The 14,712-nt window shown below is 67.7% G+C and carries 14 protein-coding genes and 1 pseudogene; 6 read left to right on the plus strand and 9 right to left on the minus strand.

Features of this window, described 5'->3' with window-relative positions; genetic code table 11:
* Positions 1–409, minus strand: a 409-nt coding sequence (locus tag ACRDTL_RS11450; protein WP_431506826.1) for a M20/M25/M40 family metallo-hydrolase, incomplete at its 3' end; no start/stop codon positions are given.
* 69 nt (positions 410–478) lie between these two features.
* On the opposite strand from ACRDTL_RS11450, the gene ACRDTL_RS11455 reads away from it, so the two are divergent.
* Entirely contained in the window at positions 479–1,282 is an 804-nt protein-coding gene (locus ACRDTL_RS11455) for a purine-nucleoside phosphorylase (RefSeq protein ID WP_431506827.1), read from the plus strand.
* Between the two features lie 63 nt (positions 1,283–1,345).
* On the plus strand, positions 1,346–2,935 hold the full coding sequence (locus ACRDTL_RS11460) for a phospho-sugar mutase (protein WP_431506828.1): 1,590 nt from the start codon (positions 1,346–1,348) through the stop codon (positions 2,933–2,935).
* Positions 2,936–2,939: 4 nt separating this feature from the next.
* On the opposite strand, the gene upp is transcribed toward ACRDTL_RS11460, so the two are convergent.
* Positions 2,940–3,563: a uracil phosphoribosyltransferase gene (gene upp / locus ACRDTL_RS11465; protein ID WP_431506829.1), complete on the minus strand. Its 624-nt coding sequence runs from the start codon at positions 3,561–3,563 to the stop codon at positions 2,940–2,942.
* A 1,061-nt stretch (positions 3,564–4,624) separates the two neighbouring features.
* Between upp and ACRDTL_RS11470 the strand changes: the two genes are divergently transcribed.
* Positions 4,625–5,521 carry an alkaline phosphatase family protein gene (locus ACRDTL_RS11470; protein WP_431506830.1) on the plus strand — a complete coding sequence of 299 codons (897 nt, stop codon included), beginning with the start codon at positions 4,625–4,627 and terminating at the stop codon, positions 5,519–5,521.
* A 101-nt stretch (positions 5,522–5,622) separates the two neighbouring features.
* Positions 5,623–6,906 (plus strand): protein export chaperone SatS, encoded by a 1,284-nt coding sequence (satS, locus tag ACRDTL_RS11475; RefSeq protein ID WP_431506831.1) that lies wholly within the window; start codon positions 5,623–5,625, stop codon positions 6,904–6,906.
* Between the two features lie 4 nt (positions 6,907–6,910).
* On the opposite strand, the gene ACRDTL_RS11480 is transcribed toward satS, so the two are convergent.
* Genes ACRDTL_RS11480 through ACRDTL_RS11490 form a run of 3 tightly spaced genes read right to left on the minus strand, consistent with a single transcriptional unit; the run spans position 6,911 to position 9,110 of the window.
* Positions 6,911–7,660 carry a GntR family transcriptional regulator gene (locus tag ACRDTL_RS11480; protein ID WP_431506832.1) on the minus strand — a complete coding sequence of 250 codons (750 nt, stop codon included), beginning with the start codon at positions 7,658–7,660 and terminating at the stop codon, positions 6,911–6,913.
* The gene (locus tag ACRDTL_RS11485) at positions 7,657–8,355 is read right to left on the minus strand and encodes a maleate cis-trans isomerase family protein (protein ID WP_431506833.1); all 699 of its coding nucleotides are present in this window, start codon (positions 8,353–8,355) and stop codon (positions 7,657–7,659) included. The genes ACRDTL_RS11480 and ACRDTL_RS11485 overlap by 4 nt, the downstream gene beginning before the upstream one ends.
* The gene (locus ACRDTL_RS11490) at positions 8,352–9,110 is read right to left on the minus strand and encodes a maleate cis-trans isomerase family protein (protein ID WP_431506834.1); all 759 of its coding nucleotides are present in this window, start codon (positions 9,108–9,110) and stop codon (positions 8,352–8,354) included. The genes ACRDTL_RS11485 and ACRDTL_RS11490 overlap by 4 nt, the downstream gene beginning before the upstream one ends.
* Positions 9,111–9,169: 59 nt before the next feature.
* Here ACRDTL_RS11490 and ACRDTL_RS11495 point away from each other — a divergent pair, with 59 nt between their 5' ends.
* Positions 9,170–10,189 carry a D-2-hydroxyacid dehydrogenase gene (locus ACRDTL_RS11495; RefSeq protein WP_431506835.1) on the plus strand — a complete coding sequence of 340 codons (1,020 nt, stop codon included), beginning with the start codon at positions 9,170–9,172 and terminating at the stop codon, positions 10,187–10,189.
* Positions 10,182–11,555 carry an amidase gene (locus tag ACRDTL_RS11500; RefSeq protein ID WP_431506836.1) on the plus strand — a complete coding sequence of 458 codons (1,374 nt, stop codon included), beginning with the start codon at positions 10,182–10,184 and terminating at the stop codon, positions 11,553–11,555. Before ACRDTL_RS11495 ends, ACRDTL_RS11500 begins: the two co-directional genes overlap by 8 nt.
* 18 nt (positions 11,556–11,573) lie before the next feature.
* Here ACRDTL_RS11500 and ACRDTL_RS11505 read toward each other — a convergent pair whose 3' ends face one another.
* The 4 genes and pseudogenes from ACRDTL_RS11505 to ACRDTL_RS11520 form a co-directional block, all read right to left on the minus strand.
* The gene (locus tag ACRDTL_RS11505; protein WP_431506837.1) at positions 11,574–12,065 is read right to left on the minus strand and encodes a DUF3830 family protein; all 492 of its coding nucleotides are present in this window, start codon (positions 12,063–12,065) and stop codon (positions 11,574–11,576) included.
* A pseudogene (locus tag ACRDTL_RS11510) lies at positions 12,038–12,355 on the minus strand (ABC transporter permease); the annotation flags it as partial. The gene ACRDTL_RS11505 and the pseudogene ACRDTL_RS11510, both read right to left, overlap by 28 nt.
* A 63-nt stretch (positions 12,356–12,418) precedes the next feature.
* On the minus strand, positions 12,419–13,507 hold the full coding sequence (locus ACRDTL_RS11515; protein WP_431506838.1) for an adenosine deaminase: 1,089 nt from the start codon (positions 13,505–13,507) through the stop codon (positions 12,419–12,421).
* On the minus strand, positions 13,504–14,712 hold a 1,209-nt coding region (locus ACRDTL_RS11520; RefSeq protein WP_431506839.1), incomplete at its 5' end, for a thymidine phosphorylase. The genes ACRDTL_RS11515 and ACRDTL_RS11520, both read right to left, overlap by 4 nt.

The following is a 14,712-nucleotide window of genomic DNA, read 5'->3' on the forward strand; positions in this document are numbered from 1 at the left end:
CGGCCTGGAAGATCAGCCGCACCCCGATCGGTAACTCGGGCACCGAGGCCAGCGCCTGCGCGGCGCCGAGCAGGATCGCGGCGTGTGCGTCGTGTCCACAGGCATGCGCGACGTTGGGCATCGTCGACGCATACGGGGCGCCGGTCCGTTCGGCCATCGGCAACGCGTCCATGTCGGCGCGCAGCGCAATCCGGGGCTCGTTCTCGGGGCCGAAGTCGCAGGTCAGTCCCGTCCCGCCGGGCAGTATTTTCGGGTTGAGCCCGACGTCGGCCAGCCGCTCGGCGACAAACTGGGTGGTGGCGTACTCCTGACGGCCCAACTCCGGATAGCGGTGGATGTGCCGCCGCCACTCGACCAGATCGTCGTGGTTGGCGGCCAGCCAGGATTCGGCGCTGTCGACCAGGCTCATGACGGCGCCCACACGGTAGCGGTGGCGGGGGGCATTCTCGCAGTATCTCACCAGCTAAGCTCGCGCTTTGTGACTGGTCCGGCCGACTCCGACACTCTTGCGCGACGGGCCGCCGAGGTGGTCGCCGACGGTACCGGCGTCGCCGCGCACGACGTCGCGATCGTGCTCGGGTCGGGATGGGCGCCGGCCATTGCGGCGCTCGGCTCGCCAACTGCTGTGCTGCCGATGGCCGAACTGCCCGGTTTCGCGCCACCTACCGCGGTCGGGCACACCGGTCAGGTGTTGTCGATTGTCATCAGCGGGCATCGGGTGCTGGTGCTGGCCGGCCGCTCGCATCCCTACGAAGGCCATGACCTGCTGCACGTCGTGCATCCGGTGCGGGCGGCCTGCGCTGCGGGCGCGCGCGTCGTCGTGCTCACCAACGCGGCCGGCGGTCTGCACGCGGACTTCGAGGTCGGCCAGCCGGTGCTGATCAGCGACCACCTGAATCTGACCGCGCGATCCCCGCTGGTCGGCCCGCAGTTCGTCGATCTGGTCGACGCGTACGCGCCGCGGCTGCGGGCCCTCGCCCGCCAGATCGACCCGGCGCTGGCCGAAGGGGTGTACGCGGGCGTGCCCGGCCCGCACTACGAGACACCAGCCGAAATCCGAATGCTGCGAGTACTGGGCGCCGACCTGGTCGGCATGTCGACCGTGCACGAGACGATCGCGGCGCGCGCGGCGGGCGCCGAGGTGCTGGGTGTGTCACTGGTGACCAATCTGGCGGCCGGGATTACCGGCGAGCCGCTCAGCCATGTCGAGGTGCTGGCCGCCGGTGCCGCCGCGGCGACCCGGATCGGTTCGTTGCTGGCCGACGTCGTCGCCCGGCTCTGAGGAGCGGCGCCATGACGCGCGCCGGCGACGATGCAGAGCGAAGCGATGAGGAGGAGCGGCGCCATGACACCGGAGGAATGGATCGCGCACGATCCCGACCCGGCGATGGCCGCCGAATTGGCCGGCTGCGACGCCGGGGAACTGTCGGCGCGGTTCGCCCGGCCGTTGACATTCGGCACTGCGGGGCTGCGAGGTCCGGTGCGGGCCGGTCCGGACGCGATGAACCTCGCGGTGGTAATGCGGGCCACCTGGGCGGTTGCGATGGTGCTCAAAGACCGCGGGCAGGCCGGCTCGATCGTGGTCGTCGGCCGCGACGCTAGACACGGATCAACGGAATTCGCCACTGCAACAGCGGAAGTACTTGCTGCCGAGGGTTTTTCGGTGGTCCTATTGCCTGACCCGGTGCCGACTCCGGTGCTTGCGTTCTCAGTGCGGCACCTTCCTGCCGCGGCCGGGATCCAGATCACCGCCTCGCACAACCCGCCAACCGACAACGGCTACAAGGTGTACTTCGACGGCGGCGTTCAGATCGTCTCACCGACCGACCGGGAGATCGAAACCGCGATGTCGGCGGCGCCGTTCGCCGACCTGATTGCCCGCGCCCACGTCCAGCCCTCCGGCGGTTGGCTGGTCGACCGTTACAGCGAACGGGCTGCGCAGGTACGACGTTCGGCGGGTTCGGTCCGGATGGCGCTGACACCGCTGCACGGGGTGGGCGGTGCGGTTGCCGTCGAGACACTGCGCCGCGCCGGCTTCGACGACGTGCACACGGTTGCCGCGCAGTTCGCGCCCGATCCCGATTTTCCCACCGCCGGCTTTCCCAATCCCGAAGAGCCCGGTGCCGCCGACGCGCTGCTGGACCTGGCCGCCGACGTCGACGCCGACCTCGCGATCGCGCTGGATCCCGACGCTGACCGCTGCGCGGTCGGGATACCGACCCCCACGGGGTGGCGGATGCTCTCCGGCGACGAAACCGGTTGGCTGTTGGGCGATTATCTTCTCTCTTACGTCGACAGTCCGACGACCAGCGTGGTGGCCAGCACCGTGGTGTCGTCACGGTTGCTGGCCGCGATCGCCGCCCACTACGGTGCCCGCCACGTTGAGACACTGACCGGTTTCAAATGGCTGGCCCGCGCCGACGCGAACCTCACCGGTGCCACGTTGATCTACGCCTACGAGGAGGCGATCGGGCACTGCGTCGACCCGGACGCGGTCCGGGACAAGGACGGCATCAGCGCCGCGGTGCTGGCCGCTGATCTGGTCGCGTCACTGAAACGCGCCCGCCGTTCGGTGCCTGACGTGCTCGACGACCTGGCGCGCCGCCACGGCGTGCATGTGGTCGCCGCCGTATCGCGACCGGTGGCCGACGTCGACGAGGCGGCCACGCTGATGCGTCGGCTGCGGACCGACCCGCCCAGACGGTTGGCCGGGTTCGCCGCCAGCACAACCGATCTACAGCCACGCACCGATGCGCTGGTCTTCACCGGCGGTGCCGGCGACACATGGGTACGGATGGTGGTTCGGCCGTCGGGCACCGAGGCGAAACTCAAGTGCTACCTCGAGGTTCGCTGCGCAGCGGCCGAAGACCTGGACAACGCACGCCGGCGTGCGGTGGCGCTCCGCGACGAACTGGTTGACCTGGCGCGGCGCTGATAACTCAACGCGGTCCGAATTGGCGATCTCCCGCGTCGCCGAGACCCGGTACGATGTAGGCATTTTCGTTGAGCCGCTCATCGATGGCAGCCGTGAACATCCGCACGGCCGGTGCGGCTTTCTCCAGGGCGGCAATGCCTTCCGGTGCGGCGACCACACAGACCACGGTGACATCGTCGGCGCCGCGGCGCTGCAGTAACCCGATGGTGTAGATCATCGACCCTCCGGTGGCCAGCATCGGATCAAGCACCATCACCGGCTGCGCGCTCAAATCGTCGGGCAGCGACTCCAGATACGGTACGGGCCGTACGGTTTCCTCGTCGCGGGCGACGCCGACGAACCCGACTCGCGCCTCAGGCAGCAGCGCATGCGCCTGATCGACCATGCCCAGCCCGGCCCGCAGCACCGGCACCAGCAGCGGTGGTTTGGCCAACCGCGTCCCGGCTGCCCCGGCCAGTGGTGTGTGCACCATGACCGTCTCGCGCGGCGCATCCCGGGTGGCTTCGTAGACCAACATCAACGTCAGATCGCGCAACGCTGCGCGAAACGCCGCACTATCGGTGTGCTCGTCGCGAAGTGTGGTCAGTCGGGCCCCGGCCAGCGGGTGGTCAACGACGCGAATGTCCACGGGTCTTGACCCTACGCCCGCCGACGATGCAGGCGGTCCCCGCGAAAGTGGGGACGCGCAGCGCGTCGAGGGCCATCAATGGGGTCGTTCGGGGTGGCCGCGGCTTAGGCGCCGAAGAAGTTGAAGACGTCGAAAAACACGCCGGCGAGGTCGATGAGCGGTTGCCCGGAGATCAGCGGTGCCCCTCAGATAGTCGTCGACCGTGGGGTCCGGGAAGCCGGTGCCCCCCTGATCCAGCCCTCGTCGGCTAACAACGTGACTTCGGCCAGTAACGTTCGCACCGCGTGGATCAGAAAATAGCTGTTTATAGGTGACGGCAACCATGCACCGCGGACGCCCGTGCGGTGCGCTAGCCGCTCATCAAGCAGCTGGCCATGTGGAATGTCCTGCAAGGCATTGCGTCTCGAGTACCGCGTTGCACGCATCCCTGCCGATGGTTGCGGGAGGTTTGGGCGTTGCACGGCCACGATGAATATGCCGATCACGCCGAGAACTGGTCCGAGCAGTAAGCCCGAGATGCAATGCCGTCCAGAACGCGGCAGCGATGACACCCTGGATAAGGGCGATGACGATGAGAGTTGCTGTGCTCATTTCCCGCACCGTTTCAATCCGCTTGCAGCGTTCGCTGGTGACTCTGTTTCTCCGCGTAACCACCACTGCGGCAGCAGCCACCGCGACGGCAACCATTGGTTGGGCAGCGCCCGAACCTCCTTGTTGACGTTGCTGCAAGTCGGTGACAGCGTATGCGAGCGAGAAGGCTTGGTCACCCCATCATTAGCACATCGACAGCATTGGCTCAGGTAACTGCCAGGAGCCCGGCACGGACAAGCTTGCTCTTGCTCACCGCTAGATTAGTGCGATGACAACCGAGATCCTGCTCATTGCGGCCGTGGTCGCCTCCGTCGCGTTAACCATCTGGCTCACGCAGCGAGGCGGCCGTAATCGCTGAGGGTTGCTGTACAGGCTGAATCCGATTCGGGGCAGGCCGCCCGTCACGCTTCCCGGCCCGACACGCACGCACGTGCACCCGCCAGCGGGAACAACGCCCATATACTCCCGCCATGCGGCGCCGGCGATGGCGAAACGGCAAACGGTATCGAGCGGTCAGCCTATCCGGCGTACTGATGGTCTTTGCCACGCTGATCTCCTGGCCGCCAGGGCATTTCCCGGGGCCGATGGACTTCACCGCCGCCACCGTCCCGTCCCCCGCGCATGTCGTCATCGTGGTCGAAGAGAACCGTTCCTACTCGAATGTCATCGGTAATGCGTCGGCGCCCTATATCAATTCACTGGCTGCGGGCGGCGCGTCGATGACCCAGTCGTTCGCCGAGGTCCATCCGAGCGAACCAAATTATCTCGCGCTGTTCGCCGGGAGCACCCTGGGAGTCAAGGAGAACAGTTGCCCGGTCAACGCCGGCGCCACTCCGAACCTCGGGGCGCAGTTGCTGGCCTCGGGACGCACCTTCGTCGGGTTCGCCGAGAGCCTGCCCGCCGTCGGCTCGCTGGTCTGCAGCTCCGCCAAATATGCGCGCAAGCATGCGCCGTGGGTCAACTTCACCAACATTCCGCGCACTAATTCGCTGCCGTTCTCGGCTTTCCCGCCACCCCAGAACTACGCCGGCCTGCCCACCCTGTCGTTCGTCATTCCCAATGTCGACAACGACATGCACGACGGCTCGATCGCACAAGGCGACCGATGGCTGCAGCAGAACCTGTCGGCGTACGCGGAGTGGGCGAAAGCCAACAACAGCCTGCTGATTCTGACCTGGGATGAGGACGACAACACCGAACGCAACCAGATCCCGACGGTCTTCTACGGCGCCAACATCCGGCCCGGCACTTACCGTGAGCCGATCAGCCACTACAACGTGTTGTCCACCCTGGAGCAGATGTACGGGCTGCCCAAACTCGGCTTGGCGACCCGGGCGCCGGCCATCACGGACATCTGGACCGGCTGAACTCGATTGCCCGGCTCCTCCTCATCGCGCTACGCGCTCTGCATCGTCGCCGGGCTGGCCCGCTCCGGCTCTTCGGGGCGGTCGTCGTTATTCTGTGCCGCATGGCTGTTGACCTTGTACCGATTGTCCTGAGCGTGACCGCTGGTGACCGCTATACCGTGTGGGCGCCCCGCTGGCGCGACTCCGGCGACGAATGGGAGGCGTTTCTGGGCAAGGACGACGACCTGTATGGCTTCGAAACCGTCGCCGACCTGGCCGGATTCGTGCACACCAACTCCGACAACGATCTGGTCGACCACCCCGGCTGGAAAGCGCTGATGCAGGCCAACGCCCACAAGCTGGACCCCGCGGAGGACAAGCAATTCGACCTGATCGCGGTCGAAGACGTGGTCTCGGAGAAGCCGACCGAAGAGTCGGTCACCGCGTTAGCGACCACGCTGGCGATCGTGTCGTCCATCGGGTCGGTGTGCGAGCTGACGGCGGTGATGAAGTTCTTCAACGGCAACCCGAGCCTGGGCACCCTGGCCGGCGGCATCGGCCACTTCACCGGTAAAGCGGGCCTGCGGCGCTGGAATGCCATCGCCGAGATCATCGCCCGCAGCTGGGACGACGTGCTGGCCGCCGTCGACGGCATTGTCAGCACGCCCGACGTCGATGCCGCGGCGTCCGCGCGGGCCGCCGCCGAATTGAGCGAGCCCCACGAGGAAGAGGAGGAACAGGAAGAACAAGACGAAGAAGTCACCGACGACGAAGAACCGGCCGAGGCCGCTGAGACCGCCGAAGACGTTGCCGACCCGGAAACCCGCGCCGCCGGGGACACTGCGGTGCTGGGCGGCGACGAGGACTTCTGGTCGACAGTCGGCATCGACCCGATCCGAATCATGACCGGCGCCGGAACGTTCTACACACTTCGCTGCTATCTCGACGACCGCCCGATCTTTCTGGGCCGCAACGGGCGGATCAGCGTGTTCAGCTCGGAGCGGGCGCTGGCCCGCTATCTCGCCGACGAGCACGACCACGACCTGTCCGACCTGAGCACCTACGACGACATCCGCACCGCCGCCACCGACGGCTCGCTGCAGGTCGACATCAGCGACGACAACGTCTATGTGCTGAACGGCCTCGCCGACGACTTCGCTGACGGGCCCGACGCGGTGGACCGTGACCAGCTCGACCTGGCCGTTGAGTTGCTTCGCGACGTCGGCGAATACGCCGAGGACAACACCGTCGACAAGGCGCTCGTCACCGAGCGCCCACTGGGCAGGCTGGTGGCCCACGTTCTGGAGCCGGGCTCGGTGAGCAAACCCGCGCCGCCGTATGCCAAGGCAGTGCGCGAGTGGGAGGAGCTGGACCGGTTCGTGGAGGGTCGGCTCAGGCGCGAATAACGGCTCAGTTATCTGGTGGCGCCCCGCTGCGCCCGGCTTCGCCGCGCTGGCGATCGCCACGGCGATCTAGTGGCGCCCCGCGGCGGGCCAGCAGCCGACGGGCCCCGTCGTCCAGGTGCTCGTCGATCAGCCGCAACGCAGTGGCCCAGTCACCGGCACCGATGGCGTCGCGCAGCGCGATGTGTTCGGCGACCTGTTCACCCGGATCCGGGTAGGCGTCCTTGAGTTCACCGAGCAGCATCCGGGTTTCTGAGAGCAGGGTCCGCATGGCGCGGTGTAGCCGCGAGCTTTGCGCGCAGGCCACCAGCACCTCATGGAACTGTTGATCGGCGTCCGCCACTGCCGCAGCATCCTGGTGGGCGGCCGCGGCGATCATCGCGTCGACCGCTACCCCGAGCCGGGCCCCGGCATCACTGGCCGCGCGAGCGCCACCCAGGCAGATCTCTTCGATCGCGGCATGCTCGATGGCCTTGCGCAACCGGTAGACGTCGCGCACGTCGGCTTCGGTGAGCTCGACGACGAAGATGCCGCGGTGGCGTTCGCTGCGCACCAGCCCCTCCGCCACCAGGCGCTGCATTGCCTCACGCAGCGGGCCGCGGGACACCGCAAACTGCGCCGCGAGGCTGGCCTCGCCGAGCTGCTGACCGGGGGCTAACTGGCCGCGGGTGATCGCCTCGCGCAGCCGATCGGCGATCAACTCGGCGGTCGATTGCCTACTGAGCGGCGCGAACGCGGCCGGCTCCGACACCGTCATGTGAACAGCTTGCCCAGGCCCGCGACGCGCTGCGGTATTCCGGCGATGCGCAGACCCTCCCACACCGTGACCGCGTTGGCGGTCAGCACCGGCTTACCGAGCAACTGCTCGAGTTCATCGACCTGCGCCACAGTGTGCATCGCGGTGTCGGGAATCAGCAGCGCGTCGGCATTGGGGTTGTCGTTGGCCAGCGCCAGTGCTTGCACCTGCTCGGGAGTAAGGCGTCCCACTTCGGCAGCGGTGTCGATTCCGGCGTTGCCCATCGACTCGACGCTGATGCCATGTGCGGCAAGGAAATCCACGAACAGTTGAGCGATCTCTTGTGGATAGCTGGCCGCGACGGCCACCCGCGAGCAGCCCAGCGTGCTCAAAGCGTGCACGAAGGCGAACGACGTGCTCGACGCGGGAACCCCGGCGACCGCGGCCAGTCCGGCGATCTGGTCGGCCGCACCGTCCGGCCCGTACACGAAACCGCCCGACGTGCAGGCGAACATCACCGCGGTGGGCCGGTGCGGCCGCAGCAGTTCCACGCCCTCGGCCAGCTTGGCCGGGCTCCCGAGGTCGCGTAGTTCCGCGACGGCGTGCAGGTCGGTTCCGTAGGTATGCACTACGACCAGGTCTGCACCGAGCATTTCGGCGGCCAACGGGTAATCCGACTCCGCGGCGTGGTCGGGGTAGATGAAGCCGACTGTCATCGCTCCGCCTCGGCGAAGACGTCGCGCAGCCACCGGCCCGGGCCCATCATCGGCAGGTCCATCCGGCCCAGGCACGCCCACATGGTCAGCTGATTGGCCGTGAGGATCGGCTTGCCGAGCATTTTCTCCAGCGGATCGATGATGTCGTAGGTCGGCAGGTTCGTGCAGCTCACGAAGATAGCCTGCGCATCAGGTCGGTCGGCGGCCAGGATCCGTTCGGCCACCGTGCGGTAGTTCACCTTCCAGATGCCGCCGCCGAGGCCCAGATAGTCGGAGTGCAACACCGTTACGCCGAGCTGGTCGAGAAAGACACCGAGCAACTCCGTCAACTCCTCGTCGTAGGGCGTGATCACCGAGACCCGCGAAATCTTCAGCGCGATAATGGCTTCCGCGAGTGCACCCGACGTCGTGACGGCCGCCTTGGCGCCGGCCGCTTCGATGGCGGCGACCAGCGTCTTTTCATACTCGACACCGTTGACGAAGCTGCCCGAGGCGCACAGATAAGCGACCACCTCCGGCTCCACGTGCAACACGTCACGAGTCGCCGCCTCCAGATGGCTTGTGTTGGAGACCAGTTCGGCCATCAACCGGCTCACCGGAACCGGTTCGTAGTGGGTGCGGGCCAGGTGCAGGGACACCTCGACCGGCACCCATCGCCACAGCTCACGTTCTATCGCCAAATCGAAAGGCGCGATGATGCCGATGCCACGCTGCTCGGCTGGGCCCTCGAACTCGGGCAAAGTGGACAGATCCATGGGTGGCCCCAACTCCACGCACCACTCCAGGCCAACCCTGGATTGTTGACAATCATACGATGCGTTCCTACCGTGTCAATGTGGGCGCGCGGTCGGTCGTCACGGTCCAGCATGGCGAGTCCATCCCCGCCCAGCTCTCCCCGATCGACGCAGACGCCGAGCTGCGGATGGTCCCGTCGGCACGACTTGCCGACGCGCTTTCCGGGGCCGATGTGCTGTTCGTCTACGACTTCACCTCGTCGGCGCTGCGGTCAGCCTGGCCGGCGGCCGATTCGCTGCGCTGGGTGCAGGTCGCGGCCGTCGGGGTGGACGCGGTGCTCTTCAACGAACTGATCGACAGCGATGTCGTCGTCACCAATTCCCGCGGGATTTTCGAACGGCCGATCGCCGAGTACGTCCTCGGGCAGATCTTGAGCTTCGCCAAGGATTTTCGCCGGTCGATGCGCGCCCAGGAAGCGCAGCGTTGGCAGCACTTCGAATCGGAACCGATTGCCGGCGCCACGGTGACCATCGTGGGCGCCGGGCCGGTGGGCCGTGCGATCGCGCAGCTGTTGCGGGCCGCCGGCATGCAGGTGCGCGGTGTCGGGCGGACAACCCGCACCGATGAGGACTTCGGCGAGATCACCAGCGACCTGCCCGCCGCGGTGGCCGATGCCGACTACGTGGTGCTCGCCGCGCCGTTGACCCCGCAGACCCGCGGGATCGTCGACGCCGACACACTCGCCGCCATGCCGTCGCGGGCGCGGCTGATCAACGTCGGCCGTGGTGAGCTGGTCGTCACAGATGCGCTGGTGGCCGCGCTGCAGGCGGGGCGAATCGCCGGTGCGGCGCTCGACGTCGTCGACCCCGAACCGCTGCCGCCCGGCCACCCGCTCTGGAGCTGCCCGAATATCGTTGTGACCCCGCATAACAGCGGCGACGTGCACGGGTGGAGAAGCGAACTGCAACAGCAGTTCATCGCAAACTTCCGGCGGTACCGATCCGGCCAACCGCTGTGCAACGTCGTCGACAAGCACCGCGGCTACGCGCCGGCGACGATGCAGAGCGCAGCGATGAGAAGGAGCGGCGCATATGACTGAGCCCACCGATTTGACTGCGCTGCAGATGGTCGCCGCCTACACCTCCGGCGAACTCTCCCCGGTCGAGGTAACCGCGGCTGCGCTGTCGGTCATCGCCGAACGCGACGCTGAGATCAACGCCTTCTGCCTGGTCGACGAGGAAGCCGCGCTGGCGCAGGCACGCAAGTCCGAGGCCCGGTGGCGCGGCAACTACACCAAGGGACTGCTCGACGGGGTACCGGTGGCCATCAAAGACGTGTTCCGCACGGCCGGCTGGCCGACCCTGCGCGGCTCGCGGCTCACCGACGCCGCCGGCCCCTGGCCCGAGGACAGCCCGGCGGTGGCCAAGATCCGAAACGACGGCATGGTGATCCTCGGTAAGACCACGACGCCTGAGCTGGCGTGGAAGGGGGTCACCGACAGCCCATTGACCGGCATCACCCGAAATCCCGCCGATACCACCCGGACCGCGGGCGGCTCGTCGGGTGGCTCCGCCGCCGCCGTGGCGGCCGGAATGGCGCCGGTGGCCGTCGGCACCGACGGCGGCGGCAGCATCCGGATTCCCGCGAGCTTCTGCGGGGTGGTCGGCTTCAAGCCCACGCACGGGCGGGTTCCGATGTACCCGATCAGCCCGTTCGGGCCGCTGGCGCACGGCGGGCCGATCACCCGAACGGTCGAGGATGCGGCGATGTTGATGGACATCATCGCGTTGCCCGACCATCGCGATCCGACCTCGCTGCCGCCGACGGCGGCCACCTATCGAGGTGAAATCTACCGTGAGGTCCTCGGATTGGGTGTCGCCTACTCACCGACGCTGGGCTACGCCGACGTCGACCCCGAGATCGCGTCGTCGGTGGCGGCGGCGGTGCGGGCGCTGGCCGATGCGGGGCTGGACGTCGTCGAGGCCGATCCGGGTTTCGCCGATCCGATCGACGCTTTCGAGACGGTGTGGGCCACTGGGGTGGCCGCCAGCCTGCGCAGCTACGGTGACCAGGCGCGCGAACTCGTCGACCCCGGCCTGGCGGCCATGTGGGACCGGGGCCTGTCGGTATCGGGTGTCGACTTTCTGGATGCCCGGCAGGTCTGCGTCGATTTGGGTCTGACGATGGGTCAGTTCCACGAGACGCACAACCTGCTGATCACCCCGACGACGCCGATCCCCGCCTTCGCCGCCGGCCACGACGTGCCGCCGGGCTCCGGGATGCGTTGGTGGGCGCAGTGGACGCCGTTCAGCTACCCGTTCAACATGACCCAGCAGCCAACGCTGAGTATCCCGGTCGGGCAGACCGGTGACGGGCTCCCGATCGGCATGCAGATCGTCGGCCCCCGGCACAGCGACGACCTGGTCCTGGCCGTGGGGCGATTCGCCGAGCACGTCCTGGGCTGAGAGTTGCGCGAACCGGCCCTAAGCGCGCGCGAAGGCCAACTGCTCGCCGATCGCACCGCCCATCCACAGGTCGTTGCAGGCGGCGGCGATCTCGGTCAGGCCCTCTTCGATCGTGGCGAATACATTGCCGGGCACCCAGCCGATGTCGCCGTTGATCAGTAAGTTGTTGCGGCCGTAGAAGATTGCCAAGTCGGTGGCACCCTGCGGCGAATGGGCCTCGGAGCCTTCGTCATAACCGTACGCCGGGTTGCCGATTTCGGACGCCTCGAAGCCGAAGAAGCACACATCCCCGGGAATCGGTGTCACCGTACAGTTTTCCCGTCCGGGTGCACCGAGCGGCGGCAGCAACGTGTACACCTCGTTGCGGGCGTACTTGCCGTGGTACGCCTGGCCGACGACCGGCAGCGCATCCCAGACCGCGGCGCAGGTGCGCGGCGCCTGATCATCGAGCAGCCGCGCCCGGCAGGACACGTTGCGCTTGGTCAGCGTGATCGAGATGTAGCGTGCCACGCGTCAGCAGCATAGTGGCCCGGTGAGCCGGTCTGGCCGCGGGCGGTAGTCTCCGCGCGGTTGCCCAGCGGCAGCAGCCGGTGGTCGTGGGTGAACACCCGTCGCACCAGGCCGAGCGCGACCCCGACGGTGGTGATCGCGACCGACCCCAGGATGAGGAACATCACCACCGCCTGCACGAGCACGGCCTGCACCGGGGACACCCCCGCCAAAATGAGCCCGGTCATGGCGCCGGGCAAAAACACCAGCCTGGTGGCCTTGGTCGTTTCGATCTGGGGCGACACCGCCGCACCCCGCCACGCTCCACCACAACGCCGACGAAGTCGAACGCCGAGTCGGTAGCCGCCACTGCGCTATCCGATCAGCACCGCGAACCGCGGCTTGATCACTCCGTCGATGATCGCCAGCCGCTCGTCGAACGGGATGAATGCCGACTTCATCGCATTGATGGTGAACCGCTCGAGATCGCTCCACCCGTAGCCGAATGCTTCCACCAGCCGGTGCATCTCGCGGCTCATCGAGGTGTCGCTCATCAGCCGGTTGTCGGTGTTGATGGTCACCCGGAACCGGGCCCGCGCCAGGCGGTCGAATGGATGCTCGGCAATAGAGTCGACCACACCGGTCTGCACGTTGGAGCTGGGGCACAGTTCCAACGGAATCCGCTTGTCCCGCAGGATAGCTGCCAGCCGGCCGAGGCGGACGCGACCGTCAGGCTCGACCTCGATGTCGTCGACGATCCGCACCCCGTGTCCGAGCCGGTCGGCGGCGCAGAACGCGATCGCCTCGTGGATGGACGGCAGCCCGAACGCCTCACCGGCGTGAATAGTGAAGCGGGCGTTGTGGTCTCGCATGTATTCGAAGGCGTCCAGGTGCCGGGTGGGCGGATAGCCGGCCTCCGCGCCGGCGATGTCGAATCCGACCACGCCCTTGTCGCGGAACCGGATCGCCAGCTCGGCGATCTCCCGGGACAGCGCGGTGTGGCGCATCGCGGTGACCAGGCAGCGCACCGTGATCGGGTGGCCTCCGGCGGCGGCGGCCTTCTCGCCGTCGGTGAATCCGGCCAGCACGGCGTCGACGACGTCGTCGAACGACAGCCCGCGCTCGATGTGCAGCTCCGGAGCGAACCGGACCTCGGCATAGACCACCGAATCGGCGGCCAGGTCCTCCACGCACTCATAGGCGACCCGGTGTAGCGCGTCGGGGGTCTGCATCACCGCCACAGTGTGGGAGAACGGCTCGAGGTAGCGCTCCAGGGAGCCACTGTATGACGCGTTGTGAAACCAGCGGCCCAACTCGTGGACATCGATAGCGGGCAGCTCGTCGTAACCGACCCGGCCGGCGATGTCGATCACGGTAGCCGGGCGCAGCCCGCCGTCGAGGTGGTCGTGCAACAGCGCCTTGGGCGCCTGCTGGACCATCTCCAGGGTCAGCGGTGTCGTCAAGAGGTGATCCGGTCGATGATCAGGGGCCGCCGGACCGGCGGGGTGTCCCCGACGCTCCAGCCGCCGTCCAGTTCGGCCATCGCCGCGGCGAAGCGTTCCGGCGTATCGGTGTACAGCGTGAACAGCGGCCCGCCAGGCGCCACCGGCTCTCCGGGCCTACGGTGGATCCGGATTCCGGCGCCGGGCTGCACCCGCTCGCCCGGACGGGACCTGCCCGCGCCGAGCCGCCATACCGCCAGCCCCACCGCCATCGCGTCGATGTCGCCCATTGTGCCGCCCCGAGGTGCCGTGACGGTCTCCGAACACACCCCAATCGGCAACGGTACCGACAAGTCACCGCCCTGCGCGGCGACCAGCGCCCGGAATCGGTCGAACGCGGTGCCGTCACCCAGCGTCTGGGCCGGATCACGGCCATCGATCCCGGCGATCTGCAGCATCTCGGCGGCCAGCGCCAGGGTCAGCTCCACCACGTCGGGGGGCCCGCCGCCGGCCAACACCTCCAGCGACTCGGCGACCTCCAGCGCATTGCCGGCCGCGGTGCCCAGCGGGCAGTTCATGTCGGTCAGCAGCGCATGCGTCGGCACCCGATGCGCCGCCCCCAGCGCGATCAAGGTTTCTGCCAGCTCACGGCACTGCGATTCCGAGCGCAGCAATGCGCCGGATCCGACCTTCACGTCGAGCACCAGCGCGCCCGCCCCCTCGGCCAGCTTTTTGCTCATCACCGAGCTGGCGATCAGCGGCAACGACTCCACCGTGCCGGTGATGTCACGTAGCGCGTAGAGCTTGGCGTCGGCAGGCGCCAGCCGGCTTGTCGCAAAGATAGCCGCGCCGACATCGCAGAGTTGTTGGCGCACTTGGTGGTTGGACAGATCAGCGGTGAAGCCCGCGATCGATTCCAGCTTGTCCAACGTTCCGCCGGTGTGGCCGAGCCCCCGGCCGGAGGCCTGTGGCACCGCGCCGCCGCACGCGGCGATGACCGACACCAGCGGCAGCGTGACCTTGTCACCGACCCCGCCGGTGGAGTGCTTGTCCACGGTCGTCAACGGCTTGCCGTCGCGGCGCAGGCCGGTGAAGTCCATCCGCTCACCGGAGGCCAGCATGGCCGCGGTCCATTGCGCCGTCTCGTCGTGGTCCATGCCGCGCAAGAAGATCGCCATCAACAGCGCCGACATCTGTTCCTCGGCGACCCGGCCGTCGGTATAGGC

Source organism: Mycobacterium sp. (assembly GCF_050700595.1).
Lineage (GTDB): Bacteria > Actinomycetota > Actinomycetes > Mycobacteriales > Mycobacteriaceae > Mycobacterium.

Coding starts and splice junctions, on each gene's coding strand:
- ACRDTL_RS11495 (WP_431506835.1), top strand. CDS start 9,170: ATGCGTTCCTACCGTGTCAATGTGGGCGCGCGGTCGGTCGTCACGGTC.
- ACRDTL_RS11460 (WP_431506828.1), top strand. CDS start 1,346: ATGACACCGGAGGAATGGATCGCGCACGATCCCGACCCGGCGATGGCC.
- ACRDTL_RS11490 (WP_431506834.1), bottom strand. CDS start 9,110: ATGGATCTGTCCACTTTGCCCGAGTTCGAGGGCCCAGCCGAGCAGCGT.
- ACRDTL_RS11500 (WP_431506836.1), top strand. CDS start 10,182: ATGACTGAGCCCACCGATTTGACTGCGCTGCAGATGGTCGCCGCCTAC.
- satS (WP_431506831.1), top strand. CDS start 5,623: ATGGCTGTTGACCTTGTACCGATTGTCCTGAGCGTGACCGCTGGTGAC.
- ACRDTL_RS11485 (WP_431506833.1), bottom strand. CDS start 8,355: ATGACAGTCGGCTTCATCTACCCCGACCACGCCGCGGAGTCGGATTAC.
- ACRDTL_RS11470 (WP_431506830.1), top strand. CDS start 4,625: ATGCGGCGCCGGCGATGGCGAAACGGCAAACGGTATCGAGCGGTCAGC.
- ACRDTL_RS11480 (WP_431506832.1), bottom strand. CDS start 7,660: ATGACGGTGTCGGAGCCGGCCGCGTTCGCGCCGCTCAGTAGGCAATCG.